Origin of the sequence: Paenibacillus sp. FA6, from assembly GCF_051550225.1 — a bacterium.
Classification (GTDB): Bacteria; Bacillota; Bacilli; order Paenibacillales; family Paenibacillaceae; genus Paenibacillus_AQ.
This window is the reverse complement of the sequence record NZ_CP188820.1, coordinates 4012954-4032270: the sequence shown is the minus strand read 5'-3', so window position 1 is coordinate 4032270 and position 19317 is coordinate 4012954. Positions and strand designations below refer to the sequence as shown.

Annotated in this window: 21 protein-coding genes; 16 read left to right on the top strand and 5 right to left on the bottom strand. The window is 41.9% G+C overall.

From position 1 onward, the window contains the following. Nucleotides 1-46 precede the first annotated feature (46 nt). From ACP8HI_RS18630 to ACP8HI_RS18615, 4 genes are all read left to right on the top strand, one after another. Entirely contained in the window at nucleotides 47-937 is an 891-nt protein-coding gene (locus ACP8HI_RS18630; RefSeq protein WP_438347672.1) for an ABC transporter permease, read from the top strand. Nucleotides 938-956: 19 nt separating this feature from the next. Then, nucleotides 957-1841, top strand: a complete 885-nt coding sequence (locus tag ACP8HI_RS18625) for a carbohydrate ABC transporter permease (RefSeq protein WP_438347671.1) — start codon at nucleotides 957-959, stop codon at nucleotides 1839-1841. A gap of 102 nt (nucleotides 1842-1943) precedes the next feature. After that, nucleotides 1944-2279 (top strand): type II toxin-antitoxin system PemK/MazF family toxin, encoded by a 336-nt coding sequence (locus tag ACP8HI_RS18620; RefSeq protein ID WP_438347670.1) that lies wholly within the window; start codon nucleotides 1944-1946, stop codon nucleotides 2277-2279. 405 nt (nucleotides 2280-2684) lie between these two features. Continuing rightward, nucleotides 2685-2870, top strand: a complete 186-nt coding sequence (locus tag ACP8HI_RS18615) for a hypothetical protein (protein WP_438347669.1) — start codon at nucleotides 2685-2687, stop codon at nucleotides 2868-2870. Nucleotides 2871-2911: 41 nt separating this feature from the next. Here ACP8HI_RS18615 and ACP8HI_RS18610 read toward each other — a convergent pair whose 3' ends face one another. Both ACP8HI_RS18610 and ACP8HI_RS18605 read right to left on the bottom strand, forming a co-directional pair. Beyond that, complete coding sequence (locus ACP8HI_RS18610; RefSeq protein WP_438347668.1) at nucleotides 2912-3391, bottom strand: GAF domain-containing protein; 480 nt, start codon at nucleotides 3389-3391, stop codon at nucleotides 2912-2914. Between the two features lie 93 nt (nucleotides 3392-3484). Beyond that, nucleotides 3485-4264, bottom strand: a complete 780-nt coding sequence (locus ACP8HI_RS18605) for an alpha/beta hydrolase (RefSeq protein ID WP_438347667.1) — start codon at nucleotides 4262-4264, stop codon at nucleotides 3485-3487. A 294-nt stretch (nucleotides 4265-4558) separates the two neighbouring features. Here ACP8HI_RS18605 and ACP8HI_RS18600 point away from each other — a divergent pair, with 294 nt between their 5' ends. The 6 genes from ACP8HI_RS18600 to ACP8HI_RS18575 all read left to right on the top strand — a co-directional run bounded on the left by ACP8HI_RS18600 (nucleotide 4559) and on the right by ACP8HI_RS18575 (nucleotide 9549). Continuing rightward, a complete protein-coding gene (locus tag ACP8HI_RS18600; protein ID WP_438347666.1) occupies nucleotides 4559-5311 on the top strand; it encodes a thioredoxin domain-containing protein in 753 nt (250 codons plus the stop codon). Between the two features lie 2 nt (nucleotides 5312-5313). Beyond that, nucleotides 5314-5745, top strand: a complete 432-nt coding sequence (locus ACP8HI_RS18595) for a disulfide oxidoreductase (protein WP_438347665.1) — start codon at nucleotides 5314-5316, stop codon at nucleotides 5743-5745. 141 nt (nucleotides 5746-5886) lie between these two features. Continuing rightward, nucleotides 5887-6468 carry a GNAT family N-acetyltransferase gene (locus ACP8HI_RS18590; RefSeq protein WP_438347664.1) on the top strand — a complete coding sequence of 194 codons (582 nt, stop codon included), beginning with the start codon at nucleotides 5887-5889 and terminating at the stop codon, nucleotides 6466-6468. After that, a complete protein-coding gene (locus ACP8HI_RS18585; RefSeq protein ID WP_438347663.1) occupies nucleotides 6465-7223 on the top strand; it encodes an energy-coupling factor transporter transmembrane component T family protein in 759 nt (252 codons plus the stop codon). Before ACP8HI_RS18590 ends, ACP8HI_RS18585 begins: the two co-directional genes overlap by 4 nt. Nucleotides 7224-7376: 153 nt before the next feature. Then, complete coding sequence (locus tag ACP8HI_RS18580) at nucleotides 7377-7946, top strand: ECF transporter S component (protein ID WP_438351897.1); 570 nt, start codon at nucleotides 7377-7379, stop codon at nucleotides 7944-7946. After that, nucleotides 7927-9549 (top strand): ABC transporter ATP-binding protein, encoded by a 1623-nt coding sequence (locus ACP8HI_RS18575; protein ID WP_438347662.1) that lies wholly within the window; start codon nucleotides 7927-7929, stop codon nucleotides 9547-9549. Before ACP8HI_RS18580 ends, ACP8HI_RS18575 begins: the two co-directional genes overlap by 20 nt. Nucleotides 9550-9796: 247 nt before the next feature. Here ACP8HI_RS18575 and ACP8HI_RS18570 read toward each other — a convergent pair whose 3' ends face one another. After that, entirely contained in the window at nucleotides 9797-9973 is a 177-nt protein-coding gene (locus ACP8HI_RS18570; protein WP_438347661.1) for a hypothetical protein, read from the bottom strand. 197 nt (nucleotides 9974-10170) lie between these two features. On the opposite strand from ACP8HI_RS18570, the gene ACP8HI_RS18565 reads away from it, so the two are divergent. The 3 genes from ACP8HI_RS18565 (at nucleotide 10171) to ACP8HI_RS18555 (ending at nucleotide 13065) form a co-directional block, all read left to right on the top strand. Further along, on the top strand, nucleotides 10171-11670 hold the full coding sequence (locus ACP8HI_RS18565; protein ID WP_438351896.1) for an MDR family MFS transporter: 1500 nt from the start codon (nucleotides 10171-10173) through the stop codon (nucleotides 11668-11670). Between the two features lie 266 nt (nucleotides 11671-11936). Further along, nucleotides 11937-12503 (top strand): TetR/AcrR family transcriptional regulator, encoded by a 567-nt coding sequence (locus ACP8HI_RS18560; protein ID WP_438347660.1) that lies wholly within the window; start codon nucleotides 11937-11939, stop codon nucleotides 12501-12503. Between the two features lie 43 nt (nucleotides 12504-12546). Further along, on the top strand, nucleotides 12547-13065 hold the full coding sequence (locus tag ACP8HI_RS18555; protein ID WP_438347659.1) for a DUF2798 domain-containing protein: 519 nt from the start codon (nucleotides 12547-12549) through the stop codon (nucleotides 13063-13065). A 234-nt stretch (nucleotides 13066-13299) separates the two neighbouring features. Here the strand turns inward: ACP8HI_RS18555 and ACP8HI_RS18550 are convergent, their stop codons facing one another. Beyond that, nucleotides 13300-13767 carry a MarR family winged helix-turn-helix transcriptional regulator gene (locus ACP8HI_RS18550; RefSeq protein WP_438347658.1) on the bottom strand — a complete coding sequence of 156 codons (468 nt, stop codon included), beginning with the start codon at nucleotides 13765-13767 and terminating at the stop codon, nucleotides 13300-13302. A gap of 241 nt (nucleotides 13768-14008) precedes the next feature. On the opposite strand from ACP8HI_RS18550, the gene ACP8HI_RS18545 reads away from it, so the two are divergent. Both ACP8HI_RS18545 and ACP8HI_RS18540 read left to right on the top strand, forming a co-directional pair. Then, the gene (locus tag ACP8HI_RS18545) at nucleotides 14009-14713 is read left to right on the top strand and encodes an ABC transporter ATP-binding protein (protein WP_438351895.1); all 705 of its coding nucleotides are present in this window, start codon (nucleotides 14009-14011) and stop codon (nucleotides 14711-14713) included. 16 nt (nucleotides 14714-14729) lie between these two features. After that, a complete protein-coding gene (locus ACP8HI_RS18540; RefSeq protein ID WP_438347657.1) occupies nucleotides 14730-16001 on the top strand; it encodes an ABC transporter permease in 1272 nt (423 codons plus the stop codon). A gap of 122 nt (nucleotides 16002-16123) precedes the next feature. Here ACP8HI_RS18540 and ACP8HI_RS18535 read toward each other — a convergent pair whose 3' ends face one another. Further along, nucleotides 16124-17386 (bottom strand): NAD(P)/FAD-dependent oxidoreductase, encoded by a 1263-nt coding sequence (locus tag ACP8HI_RS18535; RefSeq protein ID WP_438347656.1) that lies wholly within the window; start codon nucleotides 17384-17386, stop codon nucleotides 16124-16126. 286 nt (nucleotides 17387-17672) lie between these two features. Here ACP8HI_RS18535 and ACP8HI_RS18530 point away from each other — a divergent pair, with 286 nt between their 5' ends. After that, nucleotides 17673-19268: a two-component system sensor histidine kinase NtrB gene (locus ACP8HI_RS18530; RefSeq protein WP_438347655.1), complete on the top strand. Its 1596-nt coding sequence runs from the start codon at nucleotides 17673-17675 to the stop codon at nucleotides 19266-19268. Nucleotides 19269-19317: the final 49 nt, after the last annotated feature.

Genomic DNA, 19317 nt, shown 5'->3' with positions numbered 1-19317 from the left:
TCCGGTGCCTTTCTATCAACAACTGAGAAAGGAAGTGTGATGAACTATGGTTAACAAGGGATTTGCCAAACATTATTACCTCATGCTTCTCCCCGGATTCATCTGGCTAACCATGTTTAGTATCGTGCCCATGTTCGGAATTGTGATGGCTTTCCAAGACTATAATCCTGGCCTCGGTATTCTCCATTCAGAGTGGATAGGATTAGACAATTTCAAATATATGTTCTCACTTAACGATAGCGGTACGATACTCTTCAACACCATCTTTATAGCCGTTATGAAAATCATTGGAAATCTAATTATCCCGCTTGTGTTTGCGTTATTGTTGAATGAACTGAGGATATCCTATCTAAAAAGATGGATTCAGACTATCGTCTACTTACCCCACTTTATCTCATGGGTTATTCTATCGGGAATTTTACTAGATGTATTTGGCTACACAGGACCCGTGAACCAAATGCTTTCCGTCTTTGATGTGAAGCCAATTCTATTCTTTGGCAGAGCTGATTTATTCCCAGCTCTTATCGTAGGAAGTGACGTATGGAAGGAATTTGGGTTCAATACGATTATCTATTTAGCAGCATTAACAAGCATTAACCCTTCTTTATATGAGGCTGCTGCAATAGATGGCGCTTCACGTTTACAGCGTATGAAAAATATCACGATTCCTGGAATCGTGTCAGCTATTATATTGCTTTCTGTGCTTAGTTTAGGCAACGTTCTGAATGCTGGATTTGAGCAAATCTTCAATCTGTATAACCCACTCGTATATTCTAGCGGAGATATTATTGACACATGGGTATACCGAACCGGTCTTGTGAATTTACAGTTCAGCTTAGCAACAGCGATGGGTTTACTTAAGTCTGTGGTCAGCTTTATCATGATTACTGTTTCCTACTACATGGCATCTAGGTTTGCCAATTACCGTATCTTTTAATAAAAAGGAGTGTATATCTATGGTTAAAGATAATACGGCTGGCTCCAAGCTGTTCGATATCTTCCTTATCATCACCCTGGTGGGTATTGCACTCTTATGTATACTTCCTATATGGTATACGCTTGCCGTCTCGCTAAGTGATAATGCAGCAGCTAGCTCCGGTAAGGTAGGATTGTGGCCAGTAGGTTTTAACTTCAGTTCCTATAAAGAGATTATGGGTGATCGCAAATTTTTTAATTCATTCTGGATTTCCATCCAACGGGTTGTACTTGGCTCAAGCCTAAATTTTGTCATCATCCTATTGATGGCCTATCCCCTATCGAAGGGTCCTAAGGAGCTACCATTCCGCAATGTGCTTATGTGGATTCTCGTATTCACGATGCTGTTTAATGGTGGCTTGATCCCCTGGTATATGACGGTGAAATCACTTGGGCTCATTAATAATATATGGGCGCTTGTGTTAGGAAGCAGTGTACCTGTATTCAGTGTTATTCTTGTAATTAACTTCTTCCGCAATTTGCCCAAAGAGCTTGAAGAGGCAGCATTAGTGGACGGAGCAGGCCCGTGGCGGATGTTGATTCAGATATTTGTCCCGCTTGCGGGTCCCGTTATTGCGACTGTCACCTTATTTAGTATTGTATATCACTGGAACGAGTTCTTTAACGGGTTGATTCTGATGTCGACCTCGGATCACTATCCGCTACAAACCTATATCCAGCAGATGGTTGTTGTTATTGATGCGAATACGATGACCGCTGAGCAAATTCAACGAATGAGTGAGCTATCTAATCGAACCTTGAACTCAGCCAAAATCTTCATTGCGATGATTCCTGTATTGGCGGTCTATCCATTCCTACAGCGCTTCTTCATCACAGGGATTACGCTAGGGTCGGTTAAGGAGTGAAGGGGACTCAAAATTAGGTATGACCTAGCCCAAAGCACAAATAAAACCAGATTCATTGCATCATGAGGAAGTTGATTTCGGTACGGAGGGAGACGAACTGATTTGATCATCCCAGCACGCGGCGATCTAGTCTGGCTAAATTTCAATCCGCAAGCTGAGCATGAACAAGCGGGTCGTCGTCCCGCAATCGTATTATCAGAATCAACCTTTAATGAGGTAACAGGATTCGCGATGGTATGCCCGATCACTAGTTCGGCTAAGGGCTATGCTTTTGAAGTTCCCCTTCCGGAAGGGCTCGTATTTACTGGTGTTGTCCTTACCGATCAGTTAATGAGTTTAGATGTGAGAAATCGGAGAATTGAGATTGCGGGTAATATTCCAGTCGATTCCGAAGTGTTGAGAGATGTGCTTCGAAATGTTAGGTCTATTTTGGCATAGTTTTGAGCTTCTAAAGTTGCCCCTCCTAATGGAAATTTCCTATGGAAGGGGCAACTTTTTTTGTATACATAGAAAGTATAAGTTTTTTGGAGGACTTCCCGCTCTACGCTTTATGATTTTTAAAACTCTATATAAGTGCGTGTTCAAAAAGTCGACTTTTTGAAGAACCTCTATAAGATGTTGAAATCATTTGTATAGCCGATACGACACCCACCATATTCCATAGAAATCCTCAAATTTCGGATGTGAATCAGTGGAAATGCATAGAGTGGCGACGTTAGATTGACGAACAATGCTTCGGGCATGATGGTAGTGAAGGTGAGGCTCAAATAGATGCAGAAAGTACACTTAATTAGCAGGAAAAGTAGTGGAATAGAGAATTAGTTGTAAAAAGGACAGTTGAAAATGGCGATAACGCTGATAAGTGGAGTTTCCAGTAATTTAGATGTACTCCATGCAACTAAAGTTAGCTTCAGAGGGAATGGGTTGATTTTAGCTGTACTTATTGTAGCTAATAGTAAATGGTGGATGCGGAAGGTGATTATTGGTGATGGTCCCTCTATTCATGAGGAACCATCTTTTTTATTCTAATCAGACCTCATCACTATAACTAGTGGTTAAAATGTTATGAACTATATCTGAGCGGTCAGAATATCAACGAATTGTTCCAGAAATTGTTGCTCTTCGCTGTCAAATCGGTTCTTCAGGGGACTATCAATATCTAGTACGCCATAAAGTTCGCCGTTCTTGATTATCGGAACGACAATTTCGCTGTTCGAGGCTGCATCGCAAGCGATGTGACCTTGGAAGGCATGAACGTCATCAACTAGTAACGTCCGGCGTTCGGAAGCAGCAGTCCCACACACTCCACGATTCAGTGGAATACGGATACAGGCAGGTAATCCTTGGAATGGACCCAGTACAAGCTCCTTGCCATCGTAGAGATAGAACCCGACCCAATTAATATCCTTCATAAAAAGGTTGAGTAAAGCAGATGCATTAGCTAAGTTGGCGATGGCATTAGGTTCGTCTTGAATCAGTGCTTTTAATTGTTCTAGCACGCCCTTAAATGAGCCGCTTCGGTTGCCCTCGTAGGGAATCGCTTGAAACATAAGAAATCACCTTCCTTCTAACCTTTGGTTAATTATAAAAGATAGTATAGCGCGACCACTCTCGTCAAGTTTGCTGTGTCGATATAGCGGAAATTATGACTTATTGCGTAGAGGGAGCCATTTCAATATGTTTTGTATTTTGGCATCCCAGTAACCCCATTCATGTTCACCGGGTTCTTCCTCATAAGTAAGGTTGAGTTCGGTTTGAGCGCATGCTTTGCGGAAAACTTGGTTATCTTCGTAGAGAAAGTCTTCTGTTCCACAGCATTGATAGAGCATGGGTTTCGGTCCTACTGCTTGATCACACTGTTGGAGTAACCAGAGAATATCATTATCCGTTCCGCGGATATCTTGCTTGCCAAAGATCTGATCATAGATCTGAGGAAGGTCCTTCTGGAACCTAGGGCTATTCATATCAAGCGCACCAGATAAGCTAGCTGCAGCAGCGTATTGATCGGGTCTACGTAATGCTAGCTTCATTGCTCCGTAGCCACCCATAGATAATCCTGCTACATAATTATCTTCTCTTGCATCTGAGAGTGGGAAGAAGGATCTGGCAATCTCGGGTAACTCTTCATTTAGAAAGGTCCAGTATCGATTTCCATGGGCCATATCTGTATAGAAGCTAAGATCGACTCTAGGCATAACGACAGCTAATCCAAGCTCAGCTGCATATCGTTCAATGGAGGTGCGACGTACCCAGATTGAATCGTCATCGCTCATGCCATGTAATAAATATAAAGTGGGATGTTTATCACCAAATATATTATTGTTCATACCGATCTGTGTTCTCGTTTGTTGTGGGAGGATAACCGTCATCGAAGTACTTAAACCGAGAACTTCAGAGAAAAAGTTACATTGAATGAGTGCCATAATGAATAACCCCTTTCGAACTGATATTCTTAATCATACTGATAATCTTATAAGAAAGAAATAATACTTTAAAAGCTATGCAAGGTGAGGCTGAATTCAATAATCGATGTCGAGTAAGTCTTTTGCTAGATTTCGTCATCAAAAGATGTTGAACAACCTCTTAAGGTTTGACTTGATAAGGGGGGGTTACTATAATTACTATAGATAAAATCTTGTGAGTGATCATAGGAGAGTATACATTCTGTTATTTATCGATAATATATTTTAGGAGAAGGAAGGGGTTAGATCAGTTTCATGAAACCGAAGAAGAATGCTAATGCGATCGCTATGCGAAAGGCTGAAAGAGAACAGCAAAGAAAGCTTACGCAAAGAATTATGTGGATTACTGGGGCAGGTATTATTGTCCTTGCTATTTTATTTCTAGTTTTAAAACCAAGTCCTAATGAGAGTCCGAACAACAATACGGTATCTTTTCCATATGAGAATCTACCTGTTATTGGGGAGCCTGATGCACCAGTCAAAATCGTTGAGTTTGGCGATTTTAAATGTCCATCTTGTCAATATTTCAGTCAGCAATTTAAGCCACAACTGATGAAGGATTTCGTAGATAAAGGGCTCGTATCTTTTTACTATATGAATTATCTAATTATTGATCCTGATAAGGATTCTAACACAGCGGCATTGGCAGCACAGTCGGTATACCATCAGAATAATGAAGAGTTCTGGAAGTATTATCATGCTATCTATGATAATCAGCAAGATGAGAGGACCATCTGGGCCACACCTGAATTTCTGGTTGAACTAGCTCGCAAAGAGAATATCGCTGTTGATTATGAGCTGTTAGCTGCGGACATCAAGAACAAGACGTATCAGAATGAAGTGGACGAGCATCAGAAGATCGCAACGAAGAATGATGTGCGTAGTACGCCTACGGTCTTTATTAATGGAAGTGAATTTAAAGCTCCAAAGGGATTGAACTATAATGACCTTGCAAAGGCAATCAATGACGAAATAGCATTACAAAGTGCGGGGCAAGAGGAGAAATAACCATGAAATTCAGAGGGTTTATTCGAACGTATTCCCTATATTTAGCATGGGTTGTAGCGATTATTGCTACGGGCGGAAGTTTGTATTTAAGTGATGTGCTGCTGTACGAACCCTGCAAGTTGTGTTGGTTACAAAGGATTTTCATGTATCCTCAAGTCATCTTATTGGGAATTGCCAGCTACAAAGATGATAGAAAGATCATCTCTTACGTACTCCCTCTAAGCATCATTGGTGGCAGTATATCCATATTTCATTATTTGGAGCAGATGGTTCCTGGTTTTGCGAAAATTGCACCCTGTTCCGTGGGGGTACCTTGTAATGTGGATTATCTAAACTGGTTCGGATTCATCACCATTCCATTGCTTGCACTCATTGCATTTATTATGATCATCAGTATATTGCTAGTTGGAAGGAACAACGTAGAGGAAGAGTAACTAGAAATAACTATAGCGTATTCAATTGGGAGTGTTGGCTGGAAACGGCTTGCACTCCTTTTTTTGTTATATGATTCTAATTGCGGAATATACGTGATAGAGTGGTTGTATTCAAAATAAGGGTGGGGAGGGATCATACATATGTACGTTTGTGGTGGGAATATCCCTCAGCTTGAAGGTGAGCGAATTTTGCTTCGAAGAATGCGACATGAAGATGCATTATCACTGTTAGAGTGCTGGTCAAGGAAAGAGGTTCGTGAACACTCGGGTATCCCAGAGTTAGATACATTAGATCATGCTGTGGAGATGATTCAATTCCTGAATGCCTTATCTGAGACGGAGGACGGGTTAAGATGGGGGATTGTGGACAAAAGAAGTGATGAGTGGATAGGAAGCTGTGGCTACAATATGTGGCAGCTGGAAGGAGCGTATCGTGGGGAAATCGGTTGTGAGCTATCTAGTTCTTATTGGGGACAAGGCTACATGAGCGAAGCCATCGCCCTTTTATTACAATATGGGTTTAAAGAGATGGGGCTTCATCGTATTGAAGCTCTGGTAGATCCACGGAATGAACGGGCAGGCAGATTATTCAGAGCTCAACTGTTCCAGATGGAGGGACGTCTGAGAGATTATCGTCACACGACGGATGGGTTTCACGATGTACATATATATTCAATACTGCATAGTGATTGGCTTAAGACCGACAAGGAGATATCGTTATGATCATACCTTATGTTCAGGGTCAATCTGGATTATATAGGATTGATCCACTCAGTAAGCTAGTGTTAGTTCTATGTATTGCGATTCTATCTATGATATTTCAGACGTCAACAGAACAAGTATGTCTGCTGTTATTTAGTATGGTGACTGCTCGCTTTGTAGCGGGGATAACATGGAGAGGGCAATGGAAGGCGTTATCTTTCTTGATCGTCTTTACACTTCCTTTGTTTATAATTACAGTGTTTACTACGGCTGGAGACAATCTGTTGATTGAGTTCGGTATGATATCTATCACTTCAGAAGCGCTAGATATGGCAGGCTCGGTTAGCCTCCGGATGTTTACGGTATTCCTTACTTCATATGTGTATGTGAAGACAACAGATCCACAGGATTTAGTGGCTTCGTTAACGCGAATTTTACGTATTCCTTATCGATTTGCATTTGGTATTTCAATGGCACTTACGTTTCTTCCGTTACTGCAAGAAGAAGGTCGAAGTATCTCAGCCGCACATCAGATTAGAGGGAGAAGTAAAGGTAGAGGCTGGGCTGATACATGGTCATGGTGGATAACGTTTACGTCTGCTGTATTATATAATGCGGTTCGACGTGTACAGCAAACAGCCGCTGCTATGGAATCTAAAGGGTTCGGTGCTTATCCTGATCGGACGTACTTAAGACCACTTATGCCATGGGGAAAAGGTCGAGTACTAGCGATTGCAGGCATTCTAATGACGATCGGATTAGGATGGGTCTTCTGAAACGTAAACCTGAATAATATTAATAGTTGACGCTTGGGGTGTGTCGTGTGAAAATAACGTAAGAAGTTTTTTCTTTATTTACACACTAAAGGAGCTGATCTAGATTTGAGTACTTCATCTATTTTCAAATGGAAACGGGAAACTTTCACAACAATGGAGATTGTGTTAATGGCGATGTTGGCCACGGCTAACGCGGTTATGACCTTTTACTTATCATTTATTAACAAAATACTGAATAGTGCAGGCGGGCCGGTTGCAACAGCGACGATCGTAGGGTTGTATATGATCTATGGGTTATTGGCTTATTATATTATTCGCAAACCAGGTACGGCGATGATTACATATGGTATCGGAGGAACGATTCAATGCTTCGTGGGTAATAGTTACGGGATCGCCGCTACTATCGTAGCAGCGTTATGCTATATAGTTGTTGCTGAAGTAGTATTTGCTTTAATGCAGTATAAAAGATGGGGAATAGGTTCTCTGATGTTAGTAGGTGGGGCGATGGTGCCACTATGGTTCCTATGTGCTGCTTATATGTTTGGATATACGGCATGGGGCTGGGAGGTACTAACTATTGCATTAGTAGTACGAGTGTTAAGTGGGGTTCTGCTATGTGGTATATTGACGAAGTTGCTTGGCGATAGCTTAGAACGGACAGGTCTACTACGTAACTACAAGATTCGGAAAGAGGAAGCATCATATGTCACTGGAAGCCATTAAGATTGAAGGGCTGTACTATACTTACGAGGGCGATTCAAATCCTGTTTTAAAAGACACTACACTCTCTGTTCCATATGGACAATGGGTAGCTGTAATCGGAGCTGGAGGTAGCGGGAAGTCGACGTTATGCCAATTACTAAATGGGTATCTGCCCCGAACGGGTGGGGGACATCGCGAAGGGGTCGTTGTGGTAGACGGGGTAGATCCTGTATTAGCCTCGATAGCAGATATCACTGAGCGTATTGGTCTCGTCTTCCAAGATGCCGACGCCCAGCTCGTGCAAGGCAACGTTGAAGCTGACGTTGCCTTCGGGCCCGAGAATCTGCGGGTTCCCCCCGCAGATATAGCCCACCGCATAAGCGCTTCGCTCATGGCGGTGGGCCTTACCTCGCACCGCCATGCTGCGGTGCGAGAGCTCTCCGGCGGCCAACGCCAGCGGGCCGCCACAGCCGCGGTGCTTGCGCTTGAGCCGCGGGTGCTCGTCTTCGACGACTGTGCCGCGAGCCTTGACGGCGCGGCGCAAGTGCAGTTCGTGCAGCTGTGCGTAGCACTGCACGAACAAGGCCGGACGTTGCTTAGCGCGTCCGGCCGTTTCGACGATGTCGCGCGCGCAGCGGAGCGTGTCATCGTCTTGGAAGGCGGATCCGTCGTGCTCGACGGCTCTCCGCAGGAGCTGCTGCGTAATCACAGTGAGCAGCTGGCGCACCTTGGTCTGCTGCCGCAAGTTGCGGAGTGCTTAGCAAGCCCTTCCGTGCCCATATCGTCGTTTGGCACGGTCAACCCTCCCGCGCAAACTCCCACGGGTGCATCATCGCTCGTCACGGGCGGTACTTCCGAGCAACATCTCGCTGACGGAGAGTTGTCTGGCGCTTGGTGTTCTCCTGTGCCACGCATTGCTGGCGCTTCGTCATCTAGCCCGCTAACCCCGCTACTACAACTGCGCGAACTAAGTTATACATATCCAAGTGGGACTCAAGCGTTACAAGCAATAAACTTTATTATGCAGCCGGGAGAATGGGGTATGTTGGTTGGGGAGAATGGATCAGGTAAATCCACGCTAAGTCGATTGCTGATGGGATTACTGCCAGTTCCACGGAATAAGGTATTCTGGCGAGGTCAAGACATGGCAGCGTTATCTGTAGCTGAACGAGCAGAAGAGATCGGATATGTATTCCAACAACCAGAGCATCAGTTCGTAGCACATAGTGTCTGGGATGAGGTGAGCTATGCTTACAAATCGAAACGGCATAAGCGTAGTGCCATGACTGTGGAGGAAGTGGAATCAGTTGAACAAATACTAGAATCTGCAGGTCTAGTTGATCGGCGTCATGATTCTCCGTACCTACTAAGTCAGGGCGAGAAGAAAATTTTAAGTGTCATAAGCCAATTTGTGCTCCCTAAGAAGCTGGTTATTCTGGACGAGCCTACTTCGGGCATAGACTATGCCGCTGCGGAACGAATTCTACGAATATGCCGTGAACGATCTCAACAGGGGACTGCGCTACTCATGATTACACATGATCCTATCATAGTGGAAAAAGATGCTACCATTATTCTAAAGCTCCATCAAGGAATATTAGAACAATGCAAGACGACTGTATAATAGAAATTCCTCTTATCTACTTGTTTAGATTAGAGCCATATTTCTGCGAAAGTACAGGTTTTTCTTTCAAAACAAACGGTAAAATGGAAATGCCTGCAGTGGTGCAGGTATTCGTCTTTACTCGAAATATGAGGATCAAGTAGTGGGTGAAAATTTTGCAAACATATCGAAAAGCTTTCCAAAGTTGACTTCAACCTTGGAAAGCTTTTTATTTTTGATTCCTTGATAGATTAAGTCTAGCTTTTATTTAATTTTTCGCTTCGTGATGATGTAATGCTTTACCGATATACTGATAGAATTCTGCATCTACGCCATATTGTAAATCATTCCCCAGATTCTCTGCATGGTATTTTTCAGCTGCCTTTTGTAACTCAAGATCGTTGGCCGCAAAGGAATTTGCAATGTTGCTCCATTGTCGTTTCATAATCGACTCCTTCTTTTGCGTTAGCTATTTACCGGTAACTTCACTATAAATCATTACGTTGCGTAAGGTTCAAGTCTAAAAGTAAAACAGGTATGCATTTACGCTAAGTTTACTGTAAAATACAAGGAGCGTATTGGTGGATATACGCCCTATTGAACATTAGAAAGGAATTTAGATCTGTGAACTCATCTGTAGATATTAAACGTAAGTTAATTTTGACTGGTCTTTTACTCTCAACATTTATGTCAGCGATTGAGGGTACCGTTACTGGCCCAGCTGGACCAGCTATTATAAGCCATTTCGGTGGCATGAAGCTTATGAGCTGGATATTTACAGCGTATCTTCTGACGATGGCTGTGACCACGCCGATTTTTGGGAAAATTAGTGATATATATGGTCGTAAACCAGTATTTATCTTTGGCTCAATCATATTTGTATTGGGATCATTGCTGTGTGGATTTTCTCAGAATATGGAACAACTTATTGTGTTTCGAGCGATTCAAGGGATTGGTGCAGGTGCTATCGTCCCAGTCTCATTTACAATTATTGGAGATATATATCCGCTACAACAACGTGCCAAAATTCAAGCACTCATTAGTTCTGTGTGGGGTATATCCTCTTTAATTGGACCGTTACTTGGAGGGTATTTCGTTGATTATTGGAGCTGGCGTTGGATATTCGTATTTAATGTGCCATTCGGATTGTTATCGATCTTCCTTATTGCTCGTTATCTACCTAAACACGTAGTGAGAAAGAAGGTTCGAGTAGATGTAGCTGGGGCAGTTACGTTTACGATTGGAGTCACGGCGCTATTGTTCGCCATGGCGACGGGTGGTCAGTATTACTCATGGGATTCAGCGTTATTAATTGGATGTATGGTTATTTCCGTAATCTTCCTTGTTTTGTTTATTATTGTGGAGAGAAGAGCGGAGGAACCGATGCTTCCACTCAAGCTCTTTCGAATCCGAGACATCGCTGTATCGTCTATTGCGAATCTACTGATTGGTGCGCTCTTGATTGGGCTTACAACATATACACCCCTATGGATTCAGGGTGTCTTGGGCAAGAACGCAACATTCTCCGGTCTCGCTTTAGCGCCTATGTCGATAGGATGGATACTGGGATCTGTTGCAGGTGGAAGGATGTTGCTCACCGCGGGCTCACGAAAGACGACAATGATTGGAGTCGGAGCGATTGTGATCAGCGCTATAGGAATGGTGATGATTACTGGAAACACCCCGAATTTTATCTTATTGGGTATCACCTTCATTTACGGGATTGGTTTTGGTTATACTTCGACCGTATTCACCATTATTGCTCAGTCCTCCGTAGGGTATAACCTACGAGGTTCCTCTACTGCGCTTAACTCATTTATTCGTTCGTTGGGTCAGACGATAGGAGTAGCGGCTTTTGGATCATGGATCAACTTAAGGATTGTCGCTTTGTTAAAGAATACACCTGGGACAGAGAATATGTCTCAAGATGATGTTAATAAGTTGCTTACGCCAGAGGAAGCGGAGAATTTCTCTAATTCCTTATGGCTTAGTATGCGCGATGTGCTAGAAGGAAGCTTACATTCTCTCTTCATCGTGATGGCGGTGATAGCCATCATCAGTATGCTAGTGGTCACTAGATTTAGGAATACGATACCATCCCCTGAGAATGAGGATATAGCAACGGGGAATTCTAATGAATAGTGCATCATTAGGGGATCGTTTGCTTGTATGTAGCGGATTATTAGGCTAAGTGGTGCAAGATTTAGCAATTCGTACAATATAGTTAATAAAAGGTTGCACATATTAATAAAGGAATTAGGACTGAACTAATGATTGTATATTAGTTCAGTTTTTTATTACTCTCTTGTTGCTTTGGAATAAGGTTTGATTATTGAAGTGACGCTTGACTTATAAAACTTTTTTTTGATATAATCACAAACAGACCGGTTGGTATGGAGGGGTGTGCTATGGTAATGGATACGAAATCGCTGATAATCGACATCGCGACAACTATTTTCCAGCAAAAAGGATATTTGGGTGTAGGATTAAATGAAATTTTAAAAGCATGTAACATTTCAAAAGGTGCGCTTTATCACCACTTTCCAAACGGGAAAGAAGAATTACTCATCGCTTGTCTTCATTCGTTGAATGAAGAAATTACAACGGATATGGAGGAAATAATCCAACGTTATCCATCTACTCAAACAGCTACACAAGCCATGATTGAGAAATTGGTAGCTCAATTTGATCGAGAAGGGATAATTATTGGTTATACATTTAGCAGCATCGTTAGCGAAATGGGATCACTAAGTGAACCAGTCAGAAATGCCTGTGCTCTATCTTTCACAAAGATTCAAGAGATCTTTTCGAACAAGTTAGTAGCAGATGGTTTTTCGAAAGAAACAGCTAATTCAATTGCTCTAATGATGACAGCTTCTATTGAGGGTGGTATTTTGCTTTGTTTAACCCGAAAAACAAGTGATCCATTAAAAACTATTTCGCAGGTATTACCAAATTTATTGAAGGAGTTTTAATGAGCGATACTATCTGAAATACACATTTGAAAGGAAGAAAATCATGGAACAAGAAACAAGATTGCCAAGAAACGGTAAGGAGGGAGCATTGTATGGTGTTATCATTTGTGCGCTGACTGCTTTGTTTATGACGACACTAAATACTACTCTAGGTGTAGGGAAATTCGATGGGGAAGTTGTAGTAATGATTCTTAAAATGTTTCCGATTATGTTGGTTATTGCGATGATTCTTGAATCGGTAGTTATAGGACGTATTGCAGAAAAATTAGTTGGGAAATTTACTGCATCAACAGATAGCTTTAATGCAAAGATTTTATTCCGTATCTTATTCACTGTAATTGGAATGTCAGCGTGCATGACACTTATTGGGGGTATCGCAGGAAACGGTTTTAGTTCAGAAACATTTAGTAACTGGTTAACGAATTGGCCACGAAACTTCTTAATCGTACTTATAGCTGAGAGTTTAGTGATTCAACCCATTGCAAGATTTGCGATGGTAAAATTACATGCTAATCAAGATAAAAAAAGTCATGCAGCGATGATGATAAAAAACAATGTTTAACTAACGTGGTGCTTTAGTTTAAGAAGAACATAGAATAGACTTGTTAAAGAATAATTAACAAGTCTATTTTTTTATTCTCAAATTATGAAAAATGTACACTACTAATAATTATCTAGTAATGTACATCATGTATAATGTTACAGAGGAACCTGTCTCCTTCTATTTGTCGCTGTTCTCAAGAAAGACGGCAGAACCGTAACTACTTGCAGGGAACTACGATTAACAAGTAAATGATTACTTTCTCGTGGATGGGGATAGCCGTTCAGCTTGAAGACCCATTTTCTTAAGGAGAGATATCATTTGACATTTCTCTTCAGTATTTAGACCGCTTAGTGCTCTGTGAATTCTTTCAGAGTATTTGGGATACATATCATTCATGAGGTGTTCCCCTTCAGTTGTTAGCTCTGCAAATATGACACGTCGGTCATTAGGGCATGGCTTGCGAATGAGGTACCCGCGTTCTTCTAATTTATCTATAATGTAGGTGACGTTTCCACTTTGGAGTAATAGCTTTGAGCCTATCTGCTGGATGGGCTGAGCTCCTTTATAGTATAGAACCTCCATCACAGCGAAGGCAGTTGAGTTAAAGCCCTCAATTTTGCTACCGTTTACAGCATGCTCGCTCACGCTTTTGAATGATTTGGCAAATACACGGTACAAATGCAGAGACATTTGGGTATCAACTTCTTGGATCTGGATCATGCTTCTCACCGCCCTTATATTCATAAATGGCTAGATTTGATTATTATTTATTTTACGTGAATAAATCTTTAATGGAAATGTGATTTGTCACAGTGAAACCTTTCCCAATTAGAAACGTTAAGGAAACGATAAGGAAGTGTATACAGATACCAGATGTTTATCAACTACAGAGATCAGGCCTAAAACTTAAGAAGGAGGGGATGTTTTGGGAACAGGGCTGGATGTAAATGGTGGACAAGCTATGAAGAACGTATTAGAGGTTAACATCGAGCAGGCGGGATATGAACAAGGTCATCCATGTATTTTCAATATTTCCTTCCAGGTCAGGAGTGGAGAATTATTAGGGATTATCGGACCTAATGGTGCAGGAAAGAGTACTACAATAAAGACTGTACTTGGGCTCATGAAACATGTGAAGGCTAATGTATTTATTGGAGGGATTTCTGGTAAATATGCTTATATACCAGAGCAACCTATTTTTTATGAGGATTTAACGCTATGGGAGCACCTGGATCTTGCTGCTGCAGCTTATGAAATAGATTATGAAGATTTCGTTGTGCATGCGGAAGAACTACTTACGCGCTTTGGAATGGGTCAGTCGAGGGATCTTTTGCCGGCAGGATTCTCGAAAGGGATGAAGCAAAAGATGATGCTGATGATTGGGTTTCTAGCACGCCCTGATATTTATATTGTTGATGAGCCCTTTGTTGGTCTCGATCCGCATGCGACCAAGGACTTTCTTGATTTGTTAGAGGAAGAACGGCGGCGCGGAGCAGGTGTATTGATGTCCACACATGTTCTGGATACGGCAGAGAAAATCTGTGATACGTTTATTATGATTTCGAATGGAAGAGTGGTAGCGCAGGGGACGTTGGGAGATATACGAAGGCTTGCCCAGCAATCAGAACAAGCATCGTTATTTGAATGTTTCGATGTCATGATTTAAGGGGGAGGACCTTAGGATGAAGTCGTTCCATTCTTATCAATTTGCAAGTCCAGATAGCCTCTTTTGGCGTCGTTTACGAGAGCATTTCCGAAATCAAGCTGTTCTTCTTCGGTCTGTTATCGATTGGACAGTATGGCTCTATATTCTTATACCAGGTATTTTACTTGCTTCTCGATTATATTACGATTTATGGGTAGAGGGTCTTCCGAAATGGAGCGAGGCTCTGCCTGCGGGTACATATCTAGCTCTTATGCTTCTGATTATATATAGATCGGGTATTATTCTCTTTGTGCAGGAAGGGGACGTTTTATTCATAAGAATGAACCGGCGTTGGATGAGTGGATTGATGCTGCGTGGAGCCATATATAGCATGATGTCTATGCTCATGATGATGACGTTGACGTTTATCATTATATGGCCTTTCTTGGTACAACGTTTGAACATGAATGCTGTAGAGGTTACATGTTATTTGATATTCTCGATGATGACGGGTTGGGTTGTTGCTTGGATTCGCCATATTGTGATTGTGAAATTCAAAGGATGGCGAAGGGAGCTTCTTTTGATTCCGACATTAGGATTCATCGGTTTCCTATACATGAAGGTTTCTTTGATAGGGATACATGAGGTGCGATGGCTGTTGGTGATTTCTATACTGTTAGCATTCATCGTGATCCTATTGATCAGGGTTAGGTTACGGATGCAGGGCACGTTCATGAACGATGTACGGGAGGATAGCAAGCGGAGGATGGTGCTTACCAACTGGGTGCTAAGTCAAGCTGTGGACCAGCCTAAACCAACACGGACTAAAACGTGGATTTTTCGCCATTCACCCTACTTGTATCGTTCCCGTTCAGCCGAACGGCGTTTGGCGGGGGCTGCTGTTAAGGCGCTATTCCGCAATCCGCAAGATCGTAAGCTTTATCTACAATTCACAGCTGCATGTATACTGGCTATTATATTTCCACCCGTTATCATCAAGTGTTTGGTGCTCATAGCAGTATATATTATGCTAACGTATTGGCATGCTCGATATTGGATCGGTTTTCTCAATGATGATTGGATAGCTCTACTCCCATGGTCATCGGAAATAACCTCACAAGCGCGAGTGATTGCGATTCGAAGTATGCTTCTACCCTTCGCTGTGGTCATGTCGATTGCGTTCTCGTTATCTTGGTTGGGTCTGGTTTGGGGCTGGTTACTTATGATTCCCCTAGCGATAATCTTGTACGGTTTGACTAGTTATATCCTGACTTTCTTGATCTTATCGAGATCAAGAAACGGTGATTAGAATAAGGTTTCTCTCACAACGCTTACTATTCTCATAAGAACAACAAAGGGAGTGTCCCAAACCATTTGTTATGGTTCTGGGAGACTCCCTTTGTTAATGTGTACCAGATCATTCGTAGTCAATCACGACTGACTATTTGCTGCATGCATTCCTGCTGTATAACCTGTAGAGAATGCCGCGGTGATGTTATATCCCCCCGTGTAACCATGAATATCTAGAATCTCTCCGCAAAAGAATAACCCTGGCATCAATTTAGATTCCATCGTTTGGGGATTCACTTCTTTAAGGTGAACTCCACCACCAGTAACGAAAGCCTCCTCAATGGATTTAGTACCTGTTACATTGAAGCTGAATTTCTTCAATAAGGCTATAAAGTCTAGCCATTGATTTTTTGGCAAATGTGCGTAGGTGATATCCCCATCGAGTTGAGCTTTAGATAGTAGTATCGGAATCATCCGTTCAGCCAGAGTGGCTTTCAATACGTTCTTTATCGCTTTCTTGGGTTCAGCCTCTAGACGTTCCTTGAGGAGTGCATTAAGTTCCATCGTTGAGCAATCTGGAAAGAGGTCAACGGACATCTCCACTTCCTTAACGCTGAACTTTTTTTGAACCTGACGAATAAATTGGCTACAGCGAAGTGCAATCGGACCAGATATCCCGAAATGGGTAAATATAAAGTCACCTCGATGATGAATGACTGGTTTCCCCTTTGGGTTCCATACGGAGAGTTCCACATCACGAAGGGATAGCCCTTGTAATTCGCGGTTTATAATCCATTTCTCACTAGAAACAATCGGAACCTCCGTAGCATATAATTCTGTAATAGTATGCCCAGCAGACTCAGCCCAAGGATAACCATCTCCTGTTGAACCAGTCTGTGGCACTGATTTGCCACCCGTAGCAAGGATGACACAAGTAGCCTTGATCTTCTCTCCAGAGATGAGCCTCACGCCTGCGGTATGTCCATTCTCGTAGAGAACTTCAGCAACGGGGCTATGCGTACTTATAGCGACTCCCAAATCACGAATTTTACCTAGCAAGGTGTTGACTACACTAGAAGCTTTATCCGTTACCGGAAACATTCTTCCATGGTCTTCTTCTTTCAGAGCAATTCCAAGGCCCTCGAAGAAAGCCATAATATCACGGTTGTTAAAATGTCCAAATGCGCTATATAAAAAGCGACCATTCCCTGGAATATGGGCAATAAGCTCCTCGGTTTCCATCGCATTTGTCACGTTGCAACGACCACCCCCGGATATTCCTAGCTTGCGCCCCAATTTGTTTCCTTTATCAAGCAGTAGAACGGAAGAACCATTTTCAGCAGCCGCCACACATGCCATAAGTCCTGATGGACCCCCGCCAACAACAATAACATCGTATATCATATATAATCTCCCTTTGCAATTAACCCTTTAGTTAGCTGATTAACCATATCTATATGGATCATAACAAATAGAGACAGGTTACAACAACTCCACTTGAAGATATACTATAGAATATAATGTAATACGTTTAGGTAGGAAAGGTGGGATGGACATTTATATTGCCCTTAAGGATATCTTATTGCAGGTTTTAGTATCGGGCTCAATTTCATTTCTTTTTCCCCTCATTCTTGATGCATACATACGACACAAGAGGAATGCCGGAAATCTTGATTCAGTTGGTTATACTATGGTTATCGTAATATCGAGTGCCGTTAGTCTGATGCTATGTTCTATATTTTCCTCTACACTATATGGTGTGATATCGCTTAATATGGGAATTGTTCCGCTATTTGTCGCTATTTTATATGGAGGGTATAAATCTGGGCTTCCTTTGGCTACTTTATATATCACTTTTTATTTCATATTTACAGAAGAGTATTCTGTATCCGGTTTACTGTTACATACGGGGATATTGATGGTTCCAGTGCTGTTCTTTACATCTGCAAGTTTCCTGAAGGTTCCTTTAAAGGAAAAGATTCATCGAATAATGATATGCCTGTTACCAGCTATGCTATTGGTGATTGTCTCCCCTATATTTTTAATGGGAAACTTACATATCTATAGTATGACCTCTATATTTATAATGACCTTTTATCTGTTCATTAGTCTCTTTTGTGGAGCCATGATTATTTATCTGATCGAATTTTCATTTGAGAGATTGCTGCTTAGGGAACAAATTATGGGGATGTCAGAGAAATATTTACGTGAAGAGGATAAATTACAACAGTTGATGGATGTGGCGCCTCTTTGTATGGTTTCCTTTAATGGGAATCGTGAAGTGACAAGCATTAATGAAATGATGATGAACCTATTCAAGATGAAGAACCCTAGTCTTACTAAAGACGATGTCATTGGCTACTCTGTAAGTTTATTTACTGACTTGGTGGAAAAGGATGCTATTGAATTTCAAATTTCTCAAGCGCTTAAAGGAATGATTATGGAACACGAATTGACACATAGTGACTCTGGAATATACTATACGAACGCATCTCCACTTACGAACTCTTTTACAAGTGAAATTATTGGAGCTGTATTGGTCATTCAAGATATCACAGAGCTTGAGAGACTACGCAGTGAACTGGGAAATATGGAAAGGCTGAGCTTAGTAGGTCAGATGGCAGCGAGTATAACACATGAAATTCGTAACCCTATGGCTGTGGTTCGTGGATTTTTGCAGTTGATGAATGAGAAGAGTCCAAGTTCGTTAGATCATTATTATCGGATTGTTATGGAAGAATTAGATCGGGCGAACGGTATCATCAATGACTTTTTGTCACTTGCGCAGAATCGGGTAACGGAGAAGGAAGATTACAATCTTCATAAAATCATTCATGAACTTAGTCCACTTCTGTGGGCAGATGCGAATTTACGAGGACAGAGTATTGAATTAGAACTCGAGGAGATTATGCCAGATCTTCGTCTAAATGCTAAAGAGATTAAACAGCTCATTCTAAACTTAGCTCGTAATGCAATGGAAGCTATGAATGATAAGGGGCAATTAACATTGCAGACCAAGATGAATTTGAAGAGTATTGAACTGATCGTGAAAGATACCGGACCTGGCATTCCCCAAAGTAAGATAGAGAAGTTGTTTGTCCCCTTTTTCACGACGAAGGATCAAGGAACAGGACTTGGGTTGGTATTGTGTATGAGTATTGTTGAACGTCATAAAGGTAAAATTGCTGTCCATTCCGAAGAGGGTGTCGGGACCATCTTTACAGTGAGTTTTCCTCGAGATAGCACTTTAGTGAAACTTATTCCTGAGATAGAGAGCCTGAATTAGACACTGCAGCATATGCTAATGACAGAGAATGTGAAGTAGTCATCTTACG

Excerpts from the sequence above, each read along its gene's own strand:
- ACP8HI_RS18625 (WP_438347671.1), top strand. The coding sequence starts at position 957 with ATGGTTAAAGATAATACGGCTGGCTCCAAGCTGTTCGATATCTTCCTT.
- ACP8HI_RS18615 (WP_438347669.1), top strand. The coding sequence starts at position 2,685 with ATGGCGATAACGCTGATAAGTGGAGTTTCCAGTAATTTAGATGTACTC.
- ACP8HI_RS18545 (WP_438351895.1), top strand. The coding sequence starts at position 14,009 with ATGAAGAACGTATTAGAGGTTAACATCGAGCAGGCGGGATATGAACAA.
- ACP8HI_RS18555 (WP_438347659.1), top strand. The coding sequence starts at position 12,547 with ATGGAACAAGAAACAAGATTGCCAAGAAACGGTAAGGAGGGAGCATTG.
- ACP8HI_RS18600 (WP_438347666.1), top strand. The coding sequence starts at position 4,559 with ATGAAACCGAAGAAGAATGCTAATGCGATCGCTATGCGAAAGGCTGAA.
- ACP8HI_RS18630 (WP_438347672.1), top strand. The coding sequence starts at position 47 with ATGGTTAACAAGGGATTTGCCAAACATTATTACCTCATGCTTCTCCCC.
- ACP8HI_RS18570 (WP_438347661.1), bottom strand. The coding sequence starts at position 9,973 with ATGAAACGACAATGGAGCAACATTGCAAATTCCTTTGCGGCCAACGAT.
- ACP8HI_RS18560 (WP_438347660.1), top strand. The coding sequence starts at position 11,937 with ATGGTAATGGATACGAAATCGCTGATAATCGACATCGCGACAACTATT.
- ACP8HI_RS18550 (WP_438347658.1), bottom strand. The coding sequence starts at position 13,767 with ATGATCCAGATCCAAGAAGTTGATACCCAAATGTCTCTGCATTTGTAC.
- ACP8HI_RS18595 (WP_438347665.1), top strand. The coding sequence starts at position 5,314 with ATGAAATTCAGAGGGTTTATTCGAACGTATTCCCTATATTTAGCATGG.
- ACP8HI_RS18585 (WP_438347663.1), top strand. The coding sequence starts at position 6,465 with ATGATCATACCTTATGTTCAGGGTCAATCTGGATTATATAGGATTGAT.
- ACP8HI_RS18530 (WP_438347655.1), top strand. The coding sequence starts at position 17,673 with ATGGTTATCGTAATATCGAGTGCCGTTAGTCTGATGCTATGTTCTATA.
- ACP8HI_RS18540 (WP_438347657.1), top strand. The coding sequence starts at position 14,730 with ATGAAGTCGTTCCATTCTTATCAATTTGCAAGTCCAGATAGCCTCTTT.
- ACP8HI_RS18535 (WP_438347656.1), bottom strand. The coding sequence starts at position 17,386 with ATGATATACGATGTTATTGTTGTTGGCGGGGGTCCATCAGGACTTATG.
- ACP8HI_RS18575 (WP_438347662.1), top strand. The coding sequence starts at position 7,927 with ATGTCACTGGAAGCCATTAAGATTGAAGGGCTGTACTATACTTACGAG.
- ACP8HI_RS18610 (WP_438347668.1), bottom strand. The coding sequence starts at position 3,391 with ATGTTTCAAGCGATTCCCTACGAGGGCAACCGAAGCGGCTCATTTAAG.
- ACP8HI_RS18580 (WP_438351897.1), top strand. The coding sequence starts at position 7,377 with ATGGAGATTGTGTTAATGGCGATGTTGGCCACGGCTAACGCGGTTATG.
- ACP8HI_RS18605 (WP_438347667.1), bottom strand. The coding sequence starts at position 4,264 with ATGGCACTCATTCAATGTAACTTTTTCTCTGAAGTTCTCGGTTTAAGT.
- ACP8HI_RS18590 (WP_438347664.1), top strand. The coding sequence starts at position 5,887 with ATGTACGTTTGTGGTGGGAATATCCCTCAGCTTGAAGGTGAGCGAATT.